The organism is Caballeronia fortuita (assembly GCF_001544835.2).
In the GTDB taxonomy this organism is placed as follows: Bacteria; Pseudomonadota; Gammaproteobacteria; order Burkholderiales; family Burkholderiaceae; genus Caballeronia; species Caballeronia fortuita.
Genome location: NZ_FCNX02000003.1, coordinates 345,301 through 361,739 on the forward strand (window position 1 = coordinate 345,301; position 16,439 = coordinate 361,739).

General features: G+C 64.1%; 15 protein-coding genes and 2 pseudogenes. 15 read left to right on the plus strand and 2 right to left on the minus strand.

Annotated features, from left to right (window positions below; all coding sequences use genetic code 11):
* Positions 1 to 57 precede the first annotated feature (57 nt).
* Positions 58 to 855 (minus strand): annotated as a pseudogene (locus tag AWB77_RS08570) (amidohydrolase family protein); the annotation flags it as partial.
* A 3-nt stretch (positions 856 to 858) separates the two neighbouring features.
* On the opposite strand from AWB77_RS08570, the pseudogene AWB77_RS35310 reads away from it, so the two are divergent.
* Positions 859 to 1,255, plus strand: a pseudogene (locus AWB77_RS35310) (IclR family transcriptional regulator domain-containing protein); the annotation flags it as partial.
* Positions 1,256 to 1,298: 43 nt separating this feature from the next.
* On the opposite strand, the gene AWB77_RS08580 reads toward AWB77_RS35310, so the two are convergent.
* Positions 1,299 to 1,601 carry a hypothetical protein gene (locus AWB77_RS08580; RefSeq protein WP_061133972.1) on the minus strand — a complete coding sequence of 101 codons (303 nt, stop codon included), beginning with the start codon at positions 1,599 to 1,601 and terminating at the stop codon, positions 1,299 to 1,301.
* 370 nt (positions 1,602 to 1,971) lie between these two features.
* On the opposite strand from AWB77_RS08580, the gene AWB77_RS08585 reads away from it, so the two are divergent.
* From AWB77_RS08585 to hpxZ, 14 genes are all read left to right on the plus strand, one after another.
* Entirely contained in the window at positions 1,972 to 3,006 is a 1,035-nt protein-coding gene (locus tag AWB77_RS08585; protein ID WP_061134101.1) for a substrate-binding domain-containing protein, read from the plus strand.
* A gap of 33 nt (positions 3,007 to 3,039) precedes the next feature.
* Entirely contained in the window at positions 3,040 to 4,521 is a 1,482-nt protein-coding gene (locus AWB77_RS08590) for a sugar ABC transporter ATP-binding protein (protein ID WP_061133973.1), read from the plus strand.
* Complete coding sequence (locus tag AWB77_RS08595; protein WP_061133974.1) at positions 4,518 to 5,468, plus strand: ABC transporter permease; 951 nt, start codon at positions 4,518 to 4,520, stop codon at positions 5,466 to 5,468. The genes AWB77_RS08590 and AWB77_RS08595 overlap by 4 nt, the downstream gene beginning before the upstream one ends.
* On the plus strand, positions 5,465 to 6,451 hold the full coding sequence (locus AWB77_RS08600; RefSeq protein WP_061133975.1) for an ABC transporter permease: 987 nt from the start codon (positions 5,465 to 5,467) through the stop codon (positions 6,449 to 6,451). The genes AWB77_RS08595 and AWB77_RS08600 overlap by 4 nt, the downstream gene beginning before the upstream one ends.
* Before the next feature lie 38 nt (positions 6,452 to 6,489).
* Complete coding sequence (locus AWB77_RS08605; RefSeq protein ID WP_061133976.1) at positions 6,490 to 7,398, plus strand: SMP-30/gluconolactonase/LRE family protein; 909 nt, start codon at positions 6,490 to 6,492, stop codon at positions 7,396 to 7,398.
* 23 nt (positions 7,399 to 7,421) lie between these two features.
* Positions 7,422 to 8,441: an ABC transporter substrate-binding protein gene (locus tag AWB77_RS08610; RefSeq protein WP_061133977.1), complete on the plus strand. Its 1,020-nt coding sequence runs from the start codon at positions 7,422 to 7,424 to the stop codon at positions 8,439 to 8,441.
* Between the two features lie 405 nt (positions 8,442 to 8,846).
* Positions 8,847 to 9,944: a BMP family ABC transporter substrate-binding protein gene (locus AWB77_RS08615; protein ID WP_061133978.1), complete on the plus strand. Its 1,098-nt coding sequence runs from the start codon at positions 8,847 to 8,849 to the stop codon at positions 9,942 to 9,944.
* Between the two features lie 22 nt (positions 9,945 to 9,966).
* A complete protein-coding gene (locus tag AWB77_RS08620) occupies positions 9,967 to 11,082 on the plus strand; it encodes an ABC transporter permease (protein ID WP_061133979.1) in 1,116 nt (371 codons plus the stop codon).
* Positions 11,075 to 12,001, plus strand: a complete 927-nt coding sequence (locus AWB77_RS08625) for an ABC transporter permease (RefSeq protein WP_061133980.1) — start codon at positions 11,075 to 11,077, stop codon at positions 11,999 to 12,001. Before AWB77_RS08620 ends, AWB77_RS08625 begins: the two co-directional genes overlap by 8 nt.
* Positions 12,002 to 12,026: 25 nt before the next feature.
* Entirely contained in the window at positions 12,027 to 12,719 is a 693-nt protein-coding gene (gene biuH, locus AWB77_RS08630) for a biuret amidohydrolase (RefSeq protein ID WP_061133981.1), read from the plus strand.
* Positions 12,720 to 12,721: 2 nt separating this feature from the next.
* Complete coding sequence (locus AWB77_RS08635; protein ID WP_061133982.1) at positions 12,722 to 14,317, plus strand: ABC transporter ATP-binding protein; 1,596 nt, start codon at positions 12,722 to 12,724, stop codon at positions 14,315 to 14,317.
* A gap of 14 nt (positions 14,318 to 14,331) precedes the next feature.
* A complete protein-coding gene (locus AWB77_RS08640; protein ID WP_061133983.1) occupies positions 14,332 to 15,330 on the plus strand; it encodes a formamidase in 999 nt (332 codons plus the stop codon).
* Between the two features lie 4 nt (positions 15,331 to 15,334).
* Entirely contained in the window at positions 15,335 to 16,003 is a 669-nt protein-coding gene (locus AWB77_RS08645) for a cysteine hydrolase family protein (RefSeq protein ID WP_061133984.1), read from the plus strand.
* A complete protein-coding gene (gene hpxZ / locus AWB77_RS08650; protein ID WP_061133985.1) occupies positions 15,994 to 16,392 on the plus strand; it encodes an oxalurate catabolism protein HpxZ in 399 nt (132 codons plus the stop codon). Before AWB77_RS08645 ends, hpxZ begins: the two co-directional genes overlap by 10 nt.
* Positions 16,393 to 16,439 lie beyond the last annotated feature (47 nt).

The following is a 16,439-nucleotide window of genomic DNA, read 5'->3' on the forward strand; positions in this document are numbered from 1 at the left end:
CGCGCGTCACCCGGGCGGACCTGCGCGTCGTCGTGACGTGCAGGTCCGCTGCCCGCCTCAAGCAAGGCGATAGACGTTCGACACCGTGCCCCGGAACAACGCCTGACGATCTTGTGCGCTCGCATCCGTGGTGAGACGCTTGAATGCATTCCAGCCGTTGCTGAACGGGTAAGAGCCTTTGTCGACCGGAAAATTGCTTTCGAACATGCAGCGATTCGCACCGAACGCTTCGATGCACGTATGCATCCACGGCTTCCATGTCTCAGCGAGTTCGATGGACGAGGGCGGCTTCTCGCCCTGTTCGAAGTCGAAGCCGTTGATCCTCATGCCCGGCCCGCCCAGCTTCACATAAACGTTGGGCAACTGGGCGAGTTCGCGCATGGAGCGCGACCACGCATCGAAGTCTTCTTTCCGATGATCCGTATAGCTGCCGATTCGCACCACGTCACCGCAATGGTTGATCATGAACGGCGTATCGGGATTTGCCTTGGCGAGGTCGAACCGCTCGGGAAGCTGAGGGAAGAAGAGCCACGCATCGTAAGAAATGCCCAAAGACTTCAGTTGCGCCACGCCCGCACGATAATTCGCGTCGAGCAGCAAGCCGCGCGGAACCGCCGAAAGCGGATTCACGAGCGTTGCGTCGGCGTCCCACGTCACCAGATGACGCACGCCTCGCAGGCGGCCGTCGCCCGCTTGCAATTCGGCTTCGAGCACGTCTCGCACCGCGGCCCCGCGCCTGAGATCCGCATATCCGACGATGCCTCTCGCAACCTCGGGCTTATCCTGCTGCATGGGCGCGGTGACTTGCGCGACATACTCGATCTCGCCGACAGAACGAAGCGCTTCCGGACCCGTCGCCGGAGCGTGCGTGTGTCGATTCGCGTGGGCGAAGAGTTCGCCATCGACAAGGGCGCGTCCTGCAAGGTGCTGCTCGCTTTCACCGAGACGCAGGACCCGCGCTGGCAGGAGATTGGGACCAGCTATGGGCGGTCTCGTTTGGCGAGCGTGATCCGGAAACGGCGTCGGCATCGGTGCCCGTGTTCGACTCGTTCGGGAGCTGCAGGGCGCGTTGACGCTATCGGGACCGAAAGGCCGCTTCGACGCTCCGGTGGTCATCAACGAAGCAGTGACGACGCTGCTCGATAGCGCGCGTCGCGCGACCGTCGCACTCGGCGGGAAGGGATCGCGGTACGACCTGAGTATCGAGAACCTTGCGCAGACACCGGTGGTTGTGGGCGGCTCGGTGCCGCGTTGAGGGGGTGAGGTTCGGGCTGCGCGATACTTCCGATCAATGCTCGTCAACGTCGCGCGGGATCGTCGTCGGAAGCCTTTTCGCTGACGATCTCCATATCGACGGTTCGGCCATCGTCGCCGAACGTGCGCGCTTCCCGGCGCAGCGCGCGCGTCTTCCACCACAAGTAGCCGACGACGACCGTGCCGATCCCGAACAGGATGGCGAGCAGGATCAGCGACAGCATCGCCGCTGCCACGAGCACGAGCACGCTCACCACGACGGCCACCGCGCGGCCGAGCCAGCCGGGGCCGCCGGTCCCTGTCTCATTGTCGTAAGCCACGCGTCGTGGCGGTTCGCCGTTATCCATTGCCTGTTTCTCCGCTGCGGTTTGGCGACTGGCGTAATGCACCGGGCGGCGGCCCTGCGCCTGAACCCGGTCCGCCGACGTTGCGAGTGCAAACGTCCTCAATCATAAATCGCTTCGGGAATTGTCGAAGTTTTGCGCGTCCCGATAGGCTGTTACCGGTAACGCATGCGATTGCACGCGCGACCCGCCGTCGCTATACTGGCTCCGCGATCGAGTGGCCTGACCACTACGATTGGCCTGACCGCAAGACGAATCAAGCAGACAGACTGGAAGCGTCGCATCGGCACCCCGTCGATGCGTCCGGAAGGGGCGTGCTGTAGATGAAGTCGCTCGGCGCCGCTCCATAAGAAGAATGAAAGGAGACGACTCGATGTTCCGTAAAGGATCGCAGGTGAGCGCCGCGCTGACGCTCGCCGCTTGTGCGTTCGCTGGCAGCGCGCACGCACAGGTCGCCACGGGCGACACGGCGCAGAAGAAGATCGCGTTGTCGAACAGCTTCGCGGGCAACGCGTGGCGGCAGTCGATGCTCAAGAGCTGGAGCGCCGTCGCTCAGCAGGCCGTGGCGGACAAGAAGGTCGCGGCCGCGCCCGCCTTCACGACCGCCGAGAATCAGGTGACGGAACAGGCGCAGCAGGTCCAGAACCTGATCCTGCAAGGCTATAACGCGATCGTCATCGACGCGGTCTCGCCGACCGCGCTCAACGGCACGATCAAGAAGGCGTGCGCCGCGGGCGTGGTCGTCGTGTCGTTCGACGGCGTCGTTGACGAGCCGTGCGCGTATCGCGTCAATTTCGACTTCAAGGGCTGGGCGGAGCAGGGCGTCGACTATCTGGCGACGAAGCTCAATGGGAAGGGCAACATTCTGGAGGTGCGCGGCGTGGCCGGCATTTCCGTCGACAACCTGATGCACGAAGGCGTGCTCGACGGGCTCAAGAAACATCCGGGGCTGAAACTCGTCGGCTCGGTGAACGGCGACTGGACGCAATCGGTCGCGCAGAAAGCAGTGGCCGGCATCCTTCCGACACTGCCGCAAGTCGATGGCGTCGCCACGGAAGGCGAGATGTCGTTCGGCATCGCGCAGGCGTTCAAGGCCGCGAATCGCCCGGCGCCGCCGATGATCATCGGCAGCACTTATCCCGAACTGCAATGGTGGAGCGAGCAGGCGAAGACCGGTTACGAGTCGCGCTCGCTGTCGAATCCGCCGGGCGCGGTGTCGTTCGCGTTCTGGGTCGCGCAGCAAGTGCTCGCGGGCAAAAAGATTCCGAAGGAAGTGACCATCAACGTGCCGCTGCTCGCCATCTCGCAGCAGGAGTTGCCAGCGAAGCTCGCCGCGACGCCGCCGGGCGGTATCGCCGATGTGACATATACGCTGCCGCAGACCGTGGCCTTGCTCGACAAGAAGTAAGCACGCGACGTCGCCACGCATGGAGGCATGTGAATGGGCGCAACAACCAGCACGGAAGAACAGCGCGCGCTGATTCGCTTCGAAGGTGTCGGCAAGACCTTCGGGCGGGTGCGCGCGCTCGCGGACATCGACTTCGCGTTCATGCGCGGCGAGTGCGTCGGCATCGCGGGACATAACGGCGCGGGCAAATCGACGCTCATGGCCGTGCTCGCGGGCGTCTATCCGCCGACGCAGGGCCGTATCGAAGTGGACGGCCAGAACGCGCCGCACTACAACGCCAACGCCGCGCGCGAAGCCGGCGTGCGCTGCGTCTTTCAGGAGCTATCGCTCTGCGCGAACCTGACTGTCGCGGAGAACATGACGATCGTGCATCCACGCTTGCAGGGACGCGGCTGGCGGCGCAGGGCCACCGCGCTCATGCGCGAGAAGCTCGAGGAAATCTTTCCGGGCAATGGGCTCAAGGGCAACGAACTCGTGTCCGATCTGACGCTTACGCAACAGCAGATGGTCGAGATCGCGCGCGGGTTCACGGTGACGGACGCGCCCGTGCGTCTCGTGATTCTCGATGAACCGACGTCCTCGCTCGATGCCCATACCGCCGATCAACTGCTCGCCTTCGTGCGGCGCGCGGCGGAACGCGGTATCACATGCCTGCTCATCACGCACATGCTCGGCGAGATAGAGCGCGTCGCGGATCGCGTGATGGTGATGCGCGACGGCGGCATCGTCGGCGTGCTGCCGGGCAGCGAGGCGAACCGCGCGTCGATCATTCAGGCGATGGGTCAGCATCTCGAAGCGGAGAAGACGCCGGCCGCAGCACGCCTGCGCAACGAACAGCGCGACGAAAAGCCGTTCCGCTGGCACGTCGGCGCGCGAAAACATACGTCGATCGAGGCATCGCGCGGAGAGATCGTCGGCTTTGCAGGACTTGCCGGGCAAGGTCAGACCGAAGCGCTGCTCGGCATCTACGAGGCAGCGACGGGCCACGGCGCGGGGCGCATGAAGGCCGCGTTCGTCGCGGGCGATCGCGGACGCGACGGCGTGTTCCCCGTCTGGTCCATCGCGCAGAATCTCGATCTGCGCTGGCTCGTCGGCGGCGCGAAACGCAAGCACGGTCTCGTCGATCTCGCGGCGGCGCGCGCGCTCGTCGATACGTGGCGCGCGAAAATCGGCATACGCGGCGCGCCGATGAGCGCGGGCATCCTGTCGCTTTCGGGCGGCAACCAGCAGAAGGTGCTGTTCGCGCGCGCGCTTTCGTCGGACGCGCAGCTCATTCTGATGGACGACCCCACACGCGGTGTCGATGTCGGCACCAAGCGCGACATCTACCGGCTCGTTCACGACGAAGCCGCGAAGGGTCGCACCTTCATCTGGTACACGACGGAAAACGAAGAGCTGTCGCATTGCGACCGCACGTATGTCTTCCGTTCGTCGGCGGTGACGCGCGTCTTGCATGCCGACGAATGCACGGAAGAAGCGCTGCTTGCAGCGAGTTTCGAGGAGCAGGCCGCATGACATCCGCGCGTATAACGTTCCGGGACACGCAAGCGCGTCTGCGCGCGCTGCTTCCCGCCATCTCGCTCGTCGCGGTGCTGGTGCCGATTCTCATCATGCAACCCACGGTGATGAGTTATTTCGGTTCGAGCTTGCTGCTCAATCTCGCCGTGCCGATCGTGCTCGCCACACTCGCGCAGCTCGCGATCATCACCGTCAACGATCTCGACTTGTCCATCGGTCCGTTCGTGAGTCTCGTCGCGTGCATCGGCGCGACGCTGCTCGTCAAGGAGCCGTGGCTCGGCGCGCTCGCGCTCGTCGCCTGTGTGCTCGCGTATGCGGCTGTCGGCGCGCTGATCGAACTGCGGCAGATTCCGTCGATCGTCGTGACGCTCGGGCTCTCCTTCGTATGGAGCGGGCTCGCCATCGTGCTGCTGCCTTCGCCGGGCGGCACGAGCCCAGGCTGGCTCGGCACGGCAATGAGTTACCAGACGCCGTTGATCGCCGCGCCGATCGTGTGGTCGGTGCTGATTGCCATCGTCGGGCATCTTCTCTTGATGCGGACCTCGGCAGGCGTGCGCATTCGCGGCGCGGGCGGCAATCCGCGCGCGATGCGGCGTTTCGGCTGGTCGCTCGTGCGCAGCAAGGCGACGCTCTATGGCATCGCGGGCGTGTTCGGCGTGCTGTCCGGGCTTTCGCTGCTCGGGCTCACGACTTCCGCCGATGCGAACCTCGCGCTGCGCTACACGCTGCTTTCGATTGCGGCGGTCATACTCGGCGGCGGCGAATTCGTCGGCGGGCGCGTATCGGTCATCGGCGCGGTGCTCGGTGCGATCACGCTCACGCTCGCGGCGTCGTTCCTCGCCTTTCTCAACATTTCGGCGGACTGGCAAGTCGGTATGCAAGGCGCGATCCTGATCGTCGTGCTGTCGTTGCGCGTGCTGCTGCAACGCGGGGAGCGGCAATGAAATCGCAGACATCGGGCGAAGCGATCGCCAACGACGACACCGCTTGGGCACGGCTCAAGGGCATCCAGGCGCCGTGGGCGTGGTCCTTCGTCGGGACCGTGCTCGTGTGGTTCGGCATCGTCGGCATCTTCGGGTTCGGCATTGCGAGCAATGTCGCGCAGACGGCGCTCACCTACGGCGTGTTCATGGTGCTGGTCGGTCTCGGGCAGATGCTCGTCATCACGTCGGGCGTCGGCAACATCGACCTCTCGGTGCCTTCGACGATCGCGCTTGCGGGCGTCGTCGGCATGCACGCGATGGGCGGCGTCGACGGGCAGATCGCGCTCGGCGTGGCGGCGGCGCTCGGCGTGGGCGTCGCGGTCGGGATTGCCAACTACATGCTGATCCGGCTGCTGCGCATTCCGCCGATCATCGCGACGCTCTCATCGAGCTTCATCATTCAGTCGATCGCCATCACGCAAGGGCGTCAGCTTCCGCCGCCGCCGCCCGCACTCGGCGCGTTCGCCACGAGCCGGCTCTTTCATGTGCCGTATATCGCGCTCGTGGCGCTCGCGTTGTCGGTCGCGCTTGCCGTGCTGCTTCATCGCGCGGTGTACGGGCGCAGGCTCTCGGCCATCGGGCAGAATCCGCGCGCCGCATGGCTCGCGGGCGTGAACGTGCATCGCACGCGCTGTCTGGCGTATGTGCTTTCGTCGATGATCGCCTCGCTCACGGCGCTTCTGCTCGCGGCGACATCGGGCGGCGCATCGCTCGATATGGGCGTCGAGTACATGCTGATCTCGATCGCCGTGGTCGTGATCGGCGGCACGCTGGTCACGGGCGGCAAGGCGACGATCGTCGGCGTGTGGGGCGCATCGATGTTCCTGTTTCTCACGAACGCCGCGCTCAACGCGATCGGCGCCGATGCGGGCGTGCGCTCGATCGTCTACGGCGTGCTCATCATCGCGGTGACGGTCGCGGCGGGTGGCAAGACGGCGCGGTGACATCGCAATCTGCAAGAACAACACAAGGACAAGGAGACATGAAACCCAGCGATTTCGAAGTGCATGATGCGCGTTTCAGGCTGCTGCTTCAGCCGAACGCGTTCCTTTCCCGCCTGACGGACGAATGCCTCTGGGCCGAAGGTCCGGTCTATTTTCCGGCGACGGACCTGCTCGTATGGAGCGACATACCGAATAACCGCATGCTGCGCTGGGCGCCGGGAATGGGCGTCGGCGTGTTTCGCGCGCCGTCGAACTACAGCAACGGCAACACGCGCGACCGTGAAGGGCGGCTCGTGAGCTGCGAGCATGGCGCGCGGCGCGTGACGCGCACGGAGCACGACGGCAGCGTGACCGTGCTTGCCTCGCACTTCGAAGGCAAGCGGCTGAATTCGCCGAACGATGTCGTCGTCGATTCGAAGGGCGACATCTGGTTCACGGATCCCGACTACGGCATTCTGAGCGACTACGAAGGCTATCGCGCCGAAAGCGAGATCGGCCGGTGCAACGTCTATCGCATATCGTCCGACGGCGCGCGCGTGCAACTCGTCTGCGACGACTTCGTGAAGCCCAACGGTCTTGCGTTTTCGCCGGACGAATCGCGGCTCTACATCGCGGATTCCGCTGCTTCTCACGACGACGCAGCGCCGCGACACATCCGCGTGTTCGATGTATCGGGCGAAGGCGCATTGCGCAACGGACGCATGTTCATCGAAATGCAAGGCGGCGTGCCGGACGGCATGCGTATCGACGAGCACGGCAATGTCTGGACGAGCGCGGAAGACGGCGTGCACTGCTATGCGCCCGACGGCACGCTGCTCGGCAAGATCCTGATACCCGAGGTCGTCGCGAATCTGACGTTCGGCGGGATCAACCGCAATCGCCTGTTCATCGCGGCGACGTCGTCGCTCTATTCGCTTCATGTCGGGGTGCGCGGCGCAGGGCGTTGAGAACATCAATAACGGAGACGAGCATGAAGATCACAACACTGGCCGTGGCGCTGTGCATGGCGACGGCATCGATGGGCGCGTCGGCGCAGGTCGCAACGGGCGATACGTCGTCGATGAAGATCGCGCTGTCGAACAACTACGCGGGCAATAGCTGGCGCCAGCAGATGCTCAAGAGCTGGGCCAACGTCGCCGATCCGGCCGTGAAGCAGAAGGTCGTCGCGGCGGCGCCCAGCTTCACGACGGCCGAAAGCCAGGCGACCGAGCAGGTTCAGCAGATTCAAAACCTCATCCTGCAAGGCTTCAAGGCCATCGCCGTCGATGCCGTGTCGCCCACCGCGCTTAACGGCGTCATCAAGCAGGCGTGCGGCGCGGGCGTGACGGTCGTATCGTTCGACGGCATCGCGACCGAGCCGTGCGCGTATCGCATTGCGGTGGACTTTCAGGGCATGGGCCGCATGCAGGTCGATTATCTGGCCAAGCGCCTGAACGGCAAGGGCAATCTGCTGGAGATTCGCGGACTCGCGGGCGTTTCCGTGGACGACGAGATTCATCAGGGCATCGTCGATGAACTCAAGAAGTATCCGGGGATGAAGATCGTCGGTTCGGTGCACGGAGACTGGACGCAGACGGTCGCGCAGAAACAGGTCGCGGGCATTCTGCCGACCTTGCCGAAGATCGACGGCGTGGTCACCCAAGGCGGCGACGGCTTCGGCGCCGCGCAAGCGCTCAAGGCCGCGGGCCGGCCGACGCCGATCATCATTCTCGGCAACCGGCAGGAAGAACTCGCGTGGTGGGCCGATCAGAAGAAGAGCGGCTACGAAACGATGTCGGTGACGATTCCGCCGGGTGCGTCGTCGTTCGCGTTCTGGGTGACGCAGCAGATTCTCGCAGGCAAGAAGATGCCGCACGACATCCGTATGCCGGTCCTGGAAGTGAAGCCGGAAGAGCTCGACGCAGTACTCGCCAAAACGCCTGCGGGCGCGCTGGCGAACAAGGAATACACGCGCGAGGAAGTCGTCGCAGTGGTGGACGGGAAGAAGTAGAAGAAGCGGGGCATCGCGCGTTCGTCGTCCACTCGCGCGATGCCCGATTGCACCTTCAGCGGGATTCATCGCACCACGACTGGGTCGCCGCTGAACCCGAATGGGTCACGCTCGATGGCGCGCCTCCGCGCCGTTCGAGCCAAGTCTTTGTATTAGCACGAGAAGTTATCGTTGGCACGGACAGTGCATTACGGGTTCAACTTGTATTCAAGATTGAACTCATGAAAGCGACCGCTGCCACCGACGATAACGCTCCGCACACCGTCCCCTCGCAGCGGATCGTCCCGCGCGCATCGCGACATTCGACAAGTTAGGCATCCGTACTAATGCGCCCGGCCGGCTGCGCACGTATCGGCACAGCTTCGTCCCATCACCCAGCGATCAACTCAAACAGGAAGCAACATCATGACCAATCGCCGCCAGTTCATCCAGGGCGCGGGCGCACTCGCGCTCGGCAGCGCGCTGCCGTTCGATCTCGCCTTCGGCGCAAGCAACCTGACCGTCGGCGTGATCTATGTCGGCGCGAAGGGCGATTACGGCTATAACCAGGCGCAGGCGCAGGCCGCGGCGATCATCAAGAAGATGCCGGGCGTGAAGGTGGTCGAGGAAGAGAACGTGCCCGAGACCGTCGCCGTGCAAAAGACGATGGAAGCGATGATCGAGCAGGACGGCGCGACGCTCATCTTCGCGACTTCGTTCGGTTACTTCGATCCGCACGTGCTCAAGATGGCCGCGAAGTATCCGAAGGTCCGCTTCGCGCATTGCGGCGGCCTGTGGAAGCAGGGCAATCCGCCGAACATCGCGAGCTACTTCGGCTATATCGATGAATGTCAGTACCTCAACGGCGTCGTCGCCGGGCATACGAGCAAGAGCAAGAAGCTCGGCTTCGTCGCGGCCAAGCCGATTCCGCAAGTGCTGCGCAACATCAACGCGTTCACGCTCGGCGCGCAATCGGTCGATCCGTCGATCACCACGCATGTCATCTTCACCGGCGACTGGTCGATGCCGGTCAAGGAAGCCGAAGCGGCCAACAGTCTCGTCGATCAGGGATGCGATGTGCTGACCTGTCACGTCGATGGCCCGAAGGTCGTCATCGAAACGGCGGAGAAGCGCGGCGCGATGAGCTGCGGTTATCACGCGAGCCAGGCCGCGCTCGCGCCGAAGGGTTATCTGACCGGCGCGGAATGGGACTGGGCGACGCCGTTCAAGGAACTCGTCACGGATGCGCAAACCGCCAAGCCGCAACCGAACATCCTGCGCGGCGGCCTGAAAGAAGGCTTCGTGAAGATGTCGCCTTACGGCGCGAAGGTCGCCGCCGATGCGAAGTCCAATGCCGACGCGATCAAATCGAAGATGGCCGCGGGCGACTACGTGATCTTCAAAGGTCCGATGAAGGACAACAAGGGCGGCAGCGCCATTGCATCGGGCACGGCCTACGCGCAGACGGACATCAAGCTGGAAAGCATGAACTATCTCGTCGCGGGCGTCGTCGGGCAGATCTGATTCATTCCTTCGCGGAGCGGTCATGCGTTCTTATCCTCTGTTACCGCGCGTGGCGCTCGGCGCATTACCCGTCTTGCCGACGTTGTGCGCGCTCGTCGGCACGTTGCTGCTGTTCTCGCTCTTCCTGCTCGTGCAAGGCCAGCCCGCCAGCGATGCGCTCGTGCTGATCGCGCAAGGCGCATTCGGCTCGTCGTTCGCATGGCAGAGCACGTTGCTGCGCGCCGCGCCGCTGATGCTCACCGCGTTGTGCGTTGCGTTGCCCGCGCAGGTCGGCTTGATCGTGATCGGTGGCGAAGGCGCGCTCGCGCTGGGCGGCCTCGCATCGGCGGTCGTGGCGACCGTCGTGCCCGCCGCGATGCCGTGGTTCATCGCCGCTCCGTTGATGGCGCTCGCCGGCATGATCGCGGGCGGCGTGTGGATCGGCGCGGTCGGCGCGATTCGGCAACTGCGCGGCGTGAACGAGACCATCAGCAGTCTGTTGATGTCGTATATCGCGATCGCATTGTTCAAGCATCTCGTCGAAGGTCCGTTGCGGGATCCGGCGAGTCTCAACAAGCCCTCGACACCGCCCGTACCCGATGCATTCGCCATCGGTTCATTGCCCGGCCTCGACGTGCATTGGGGCCTGCTCTGGGGCGCGCTCGCATGCGTCGCGGCGTGGGTCTTCGTGCGCCACAGCACCAAGGGCTTCGCGATGCGTATCGCGGGCGGCAACAACCATGCGGCGAAACTCGTCGGCCTGCCGGTGAACACGCTCGCGATCGCGGCGTGCGCGATGGGCGGCGCGGCGGCCGGTCTCGCGGGCATGTTCGAAGTCGCGGCGGTGCAGGGCAGCGCGAACGCATCGCTGCTTGCCGGTTACGGCTATGCGGGCATTCTCGTCGCGTTCGCCGCGCGTCAGAATCCGTTGGCGATCATTCTGTGCGCGGTGCTCGTCGGCGGTATCGAAGCAAGCGGTTCGCTGTTGCAACGCCGCCTCGGTTTGCCCGATGCCACCACGCTCGTCCTCCAAGGTCTGCTCTTCGCCAACCTGCTTGCATGGGAAGCGATGGGCGGCCGTCTCGCGGCATGGCGCATCCGGTTGCAGGCGATGTCGGTCGCGCAATCGCCGGTTCGACTGGAGGGCACCCATGTTTGATGCACATTCACCTGTCGCCGTGTTGCTGCTGTCGCTGTTTGCGGGCGCGATTCGCGTGAGCACGCCGTATCTCTTCGTGAGCATCGGCGAATGTCTGACGGAGAAGGGCGGGCGCGTCAATCTCGGTCTCGAAGGCATTCTCGTCTCCGGCGCGATGACCGGTTATGCCGCCGCGTTTCTTTCCGGTTCGCCGTGGCTCGGCGTGCTTGCGGCCGGTTGCGCGGGTTTGCTGCTCGGCTGTCTGCACGGTCTCGTGTGCTCGTTGCCGCGCGTGTCGGACATCGCGTTCGGCATTGCGCTCATGCTCGTCGGCACCGGCCTCGCGTTCTATCTCGGCAAGCCGTTCATCGAACCGCAAGCGCCGATGCTGTCATCGCTCGACTTCGGCGCATGGGCATCGTCGCCGCAGTTGCATAACGCGCTGCATGTCAATCCGCTCTTCATCATCGGCGTGGTATTGGCGTTCGCGCTGCAATGGGGCTTGCGCCATACGCGCTGGGGCATGGCTTTGCGTCTCGTGGGCGAGAACGCGGAAAGCGCCCGCGCGATGGGTTATCCGATCACCCGCGTGCGCATTCTCGCGACGACTGTCGGCGGTTGCTTCGCGGGCGTGGGCGGTGCATATCTGTCGCTGGTGTATCCAGGGAGCTGGAACGAAGGCTTGTCGAGCGGACAAGGTCTGATGGCCGTCGCGCTCGTCATCTTCGCGCGCTGGCAGCCGTTGCGATGTTTGTGGGCCGCGCTGATCTTCGGTGCCGCGGGTGCGCTCGGTCCTGCGTTGCAGGCCATCGGCGTGACGAGCGGTTATTACCTTTTCAATGCCGCGCCCTACGTGCTCACGCTCGTCATCATGATCGTCAATTGCCGTCCCGACCGCACGCTCGCAGGCGCGCCCGGCGAACTGAGTCTCACGCGCTGAACGCTATTTTCACGGAGCCAAACCCATGAGCCGCTTCATCGAAGCACGTCCTTATCCGTGGCCTTACGACGGCAATCTGCGCCCGGACAACACCGCGCTCGTCATCATCGACATGCAGACGGATTTCTGCGGCATTGGCGGCTATGTCGACAAGATGGGCTATGACCTGTCGATGACGCGCGCGCCGATCGAACCGATCAGGAACGTGCTCACGCTGATGCGTGAACAGGGCTTCACCATCATTCATACACGCGAAGGGCATCGGCCCGATCTGTCGGACTTGCCCGCCAACAAGCGATGGCGAAGCCGCCGCGCGGGCACGAACGGCGTGGGCATCGGCGATGAAGGGCCTTGCGGCAAGATCCTCGTGCGCGGCGAACCGGGCTGGGAGATCATCGACGAACTGAAGCCGGTCGAAGGCGAGATCGTCATCGACAAGCCCGGCAAAGGCTCGTTCTGCGCGACGGACCTCGACATGATATTGCGCACACGCGGCATCGTGAATCTGGTGCTGACGGGCATCACGACGGACGTATGCGTGCACACGACGATGCGCGAAGCGAACGATCGCGGTTTCGAATGCACCATCCTCGCAGACTGCTGCGGCGCGACCGATCAAGGCAATCACGACGCCGCGCTCAACATGGTACTGATGCAAGGCGGGGTGTTCGGCACGGTAGCGGATTCGAAGGCCTTGCTCGCAACACTGGGGCGCTGACCATGAACGCCCCGACCAAAGCGATGAGCGTGGAAGTGCTCGGCGCGACGAAGCGCTTCGGCGCGTTCACCGCGCTCGACAACGTGACGCTCAAGGTGCGCGCGGGCACCGTGCATGCGCTGCTCGGCGAGAACGGCGCGGGCAAGAGCACGCTCGTCAAAGGGCTCGTAGGCTACGGCGTGCTCGATCACGGCGAGATCGTCGCGGATGCGCGGCAGGTGAAGATCGCGTCGCCGCGCGATGCGCAGACGCTCGGCATCGGCATGGTGTATCAGCATTTCACGCTGGCGGCGGGCTTGTCGGTGGAAGAAAACCTGCTGCTCGCGCGCGGACGTCTGCCCTGGAAGATCGACTGGCCGAAGGAACGTGCCGCGCTCGATGCCTTCATGCGTTCGATGCCCTTTCGTCTGCCGCTCGATGCGCCCGTTTCCGGTCTTGCAGCGGGAGAGAAGCAGAAGCTCGAAATCCTCAAACAGCTTTATTTGCGGCAGCGTTTCCTGATTCTCGACGAACCCACATCGGTGCTCACGCCGCAGGAAGCCGACGAAGTGCTCGGCCTCATGCGCGACTTTGCCACGCGCGGCGAACTCACGGTGTTGATGATCACGCACAAGTTCCGCGAAGTGATGGCGTATGCGGACGATGTCACCGTGTTGCGCAAGGGCCGGCTCGTCGGCACGAGCGCGGTCGCGGACACGAGCCGCGACAGGCTGGCTGCGTGGATGATGGGCGATGCGGCATCGAAAGAGGACGATCCGGAACTCACCGGGACGCGGCCCGAACGCAAGCCGCTCGATGCTGACGCGCCGGTACGTCTCGCGCTTTCGAGCCTTGACGTTATCGACGATCGTGGACACCGCGCGGTGCGCGACGTATCGCTCAACGTGAAGTCGGGCGAGATACTCGGCATCGCGGGCGTATCGGGTAATGGCCAGAAGGAACTGATCGAAGCGCTCGTCGGCCAGCGCCGCGTGCACGGCGGTGAAATGCGCATGCATGGCGAGCCGTATCGTGCGACGCGTGAGGAGATGACGCGGCTGCGTGTCTTTGCATTGCCTGAGGAACCGCTGCGCAATGCGTGCGTCGCGAACATGAGCATCGCGGATAACCTCGCCTTGCGCGACTTCGATCGCGCGCCGATGAAGCGTCACGGCTGGCGTCTAGATCGCCGTGCGATGCGCGAGCGCGCCGAACGTCTCATCGCCGAGTTCAACGTCAAACCGCCGGTGCCCGCGCGCGCCATCGGCACGCTGTCGGGCGGCAATGTGCAGCGCGCCGTGCTCGCGCGCGAGCTGGGGCAGGCGGTCAATGTGCTGATCGTCGCGAACCCCGTATTCGGGCTCGATTTCGCATCGGTCGCGGATATCCACGCGCGCATTCTCGCCGCGCGCGATGCGGGCGCTGCGGTGCTGCTCGTCAGCGAAGACCTCGATGAACTGCTGGAACTCGCGGATCGCATCGTGGTGATCGCGGAAGGGCGGCTCGTACACGAAACAGCCGCGAGCGGCGCGGATCGCGTCGCACTGGGAAGACACATGGCGGGTCATGTCGAAAGCGCCGCGGGCGAGTCGACAGAGCCGCTCGCCGTTCACGCATAAGGGAGCAAGGAAGAATGAGTTCGAGCGGTCTCGGTGGATTGAACAAGTCGCCGCAAGGCATCGTCGTGGGTCTCGTGCAGTTGCAGAATCCCGATGTCGCCACGCCGGAACAACTGGCCGCGCAGACGCGGCGCATCGTCGAACTGATCGGCAAGGCACGCCGCAATAACCCGTCGATGGATCTCGTCGTATTCCCCGAATACATGCTGCACGGCCTATCCATGGATACGAGCGATGCCATCATGTGCTCGCTGGACGGTCCCGAAGTCGCGGCATTCAAGGCGGCGTGCATCGAGCATCGCATCTGGGGATGCTTCTCGATCATGGAGCGCAATCCGGGTGGCAATCCGTACAACAGCGGGATCATCATCGACGATAAAGGAGAGGTGCAGCTCTACTATCGCAAGCTGCATCCGTGGGTGCCGGTCGAGCCGTGGGAACCGGGCAATCTCGGCGTGCCGGTGTGTATCGGGCCGAAGGGCGCGAAGCTCTCGCTCATCATCTGTCATGACGGCATGTTTCCGGAGATGGCGCGCGAGGCCGCTTACAAGGGCGCGGAAGTCATCTTGCGCACGGCGGGCTATACCGCGCCCATTCGCCATGCATGGAAGATCACCAATCAGTCGAACGCGTTCCAGAACCTCGCGCAGACCGCCAGCGTGTGTCTGTGCGGCAGCGACGGCACGTTCGATTCGATGGGCGAAGGCATGTTCTGCGATTTCGACGGCACCGTGATGGTCGAAGGCAGTCATCGCCCTGATGAAATCATCACATGTGAGATGCGCCCCGACCTCGTGCGCGAAGCGCGCATTCACTGGGGCGTGGAGAACAACATCTATCAGTTCGGGCACCGTGGCTATGTGGCCGTCAAGGGCGGCGCGCAGGATTGTCCGTACACGTTCATGCAGGACATGGTGCGAGGCGAATATCGTTTGCCATGGGATGATGAAGTCGTCGTAAAAGACGGGACGTCATGCGGCTTTCCGAAACCCGAACGCCGATACGAGGGCTGACGCAATGCCTACCCTGACGCATGCTCGACCATCGCCGTTCACTTTCGATGCGGCGCATACGGCATTGATCGTCATCGACATGCAGCGCGACTTCGTCGAACCGGGCGGCTTCGGCGAAGCGCTCGGCAACGATGTGTCGCTGCTCGCGTCGATCGTGCCGACCGTCGCGCAACTGCTCGGCCATGCACGCGAGCGCGGCTGGCTCGTCGTACATACGCGCGAGTCTCATGCGCCCGATCTCTCCGATTGCCCCGACGCGAAACGGCTGCGCGGCGCACCAAGTGCGCGCATCGGCGATATGGGGCCGATGGGCCGCATCCTCGTGCGCGGCGAACCGGGCAATGCCATCGTCGATGCGGTCGCGCCGGTCGCAGGCGAGATCGTCATCGACAAGCCCGGCAAAGGCGCGTTCTATGCGACGCGCCTTGGCGAGGAGCTCGCGCGATTCGGCATCACGCATCTCGTGTTCGCGGGTGTCACGACCGAAGTGTGCGTGCAGACGAGCATGCGCGAAGCGAACGATCGCGGCTACGAATGCGTGTTGATAGAAGACGCGACGGCGAGCTACATTCCGTCGTTCAAGACCGCGACCATCGAGATGATTCGCTCGCAGGGCGGCATCGTTGGATGGACGGCCACGCTCGCCGATCTGGTGGAAAGCCGATGGAACTGAATCGTCCTGAAACGGTGGCTGAAGTCGAGCGGGCGTTCATCGCCTACGAGAAAGCGCTCGTCGATAACGATGTGGCAACCATGAACGCGCTCTTCTGGCATGCGCCGGAAACGGTGCGATACGGCATCGCCGAAGTGCAGCATGGCGGCGAAGAAATCCGCCGGTGGCGTGAGACGTGCGCGCCGGTGCCGCGTTCGCGGCGTTTGCATCGAACGGTGGTGACGACGTTCGGCGTGGACTACGCTTGCGTGAGCACCGAGTTCACGAGCGACGCGACGCCTTTGCTCGGGCGTCAGATGCAGACATGGGCGCGCATCGGCGATGCATCGAATGCGTTCGCCGGATGGACTATCGTCGCGGCGCACGTGAGCCTCATCGAAGCGCCGTGAAAGACGCATCAGCCGGAGACAGCGAATCAACTCGCCCAAACTTACGG

Bases quoted from the DNA above. Each gene is read 5' to 3' on its own strand.
- AWB77_RS08580 (WP_061133972.1), bottom strand. From the start codon at position 1,601: ATGGATAACGGCGAACCGCCACGACGCGTGGCTTACGACAATGAGACA.
- AWB77_RS08585 (WP_061134101.1), top strand. From the start codon at position 1,972: ATGTTCCGTAAAGGATCGCAGGTGAGCGCCGCGCTGACGCTCGCCGCT.
- AWB77_RS08590 (WP_061133973.1), top strand. From the start codon at position 3,040: ATGGGCGCAACAACCAGCACGGAAGAACAGCGCGCGCTGATTCGCTTC.
- AWB77_RS08595 (WP_061133974.1), top strand. From the start codon at position 4,518: ATGACATCCGCGCGTATAACGTTCCGGGACACGCAAGCGCGTCTGCGC.
- AWB77_RS08600 (WP_061133975.1), top strand. From the start codon at position 5,465: ATGAAATCGCAGACATCGGGCGAAGCGATCGCCAACGACGACACCGCT.
- AWB77_RS08605 (WP_061133976.1), top strand. From the start codon at position 6,490: ATGAAACCCAGCGATTTCGAAGTGCATGATGCGCGTTTCAGGCTGCTG.
- AWB77_RS08610 (WP_061133977.1), top strand. From the start codon at position 7,422: ATGAAGATCACAACACTGGCCGTGGCGCTGTGCATGGCGACGGCATCG.
- AWB77_RS08615 (WP_061133978.1), top strand. From the start codon at position 8,847: ATGACCAATCGCCGCCAGTTCATCCAGGGCGCGGGCGCACTCGCGCTC.
- AWB77_RS08620 (WP_061133979.1), top strand. From the start codon at position 9,967: ATGCGTTCTTATCCTCTGTTACCGCGCGTGGCGCTCGGCGCATTACCC.
- AWB77_RS08625 (WP_061133980.1), top strand. From the start codon at position 11,075: ATGTTTGATGCACATTCACCTGTCGCCGTGTTGCTGCTGTCGCTGTTT.
- biuH (WP_061133981.1), top strand. From the start codon at position 12,027: ATGAGCCGCTTCATCGAAGCACGTCCTTATCCGTGGCCTTACGACGGC.
- AWB77_RS08635 (WP_061133982.1), top strand. From the start codon at position 12,722: ATGAACGCCCCGACCAAAGCGATGAGCGTGGAAGTGCTCGGCGCGACG.
- AWB77_RS08640 (WP_061133983.1), top strand. From the start codon at position 14,332: ATGAGTTCGAGCGGTCTCGGTGGATTGAACAAGTCGCCGCAAGGCATC.
- AWB77_RS08645 (WP_061133984.1), top strand. From the start codon at position 15,335: ATGCCTACCCTGACGCATGCTCGACCATCGCCGTTCACTTTCGATGCG.
- hpxZ (WP_061133985.1), top strand. From the start codon at position 15,994: ATGGAACTGAATCGTCCTGAAACGGTGGCTGAAGTCGAGCGGGCGTTC.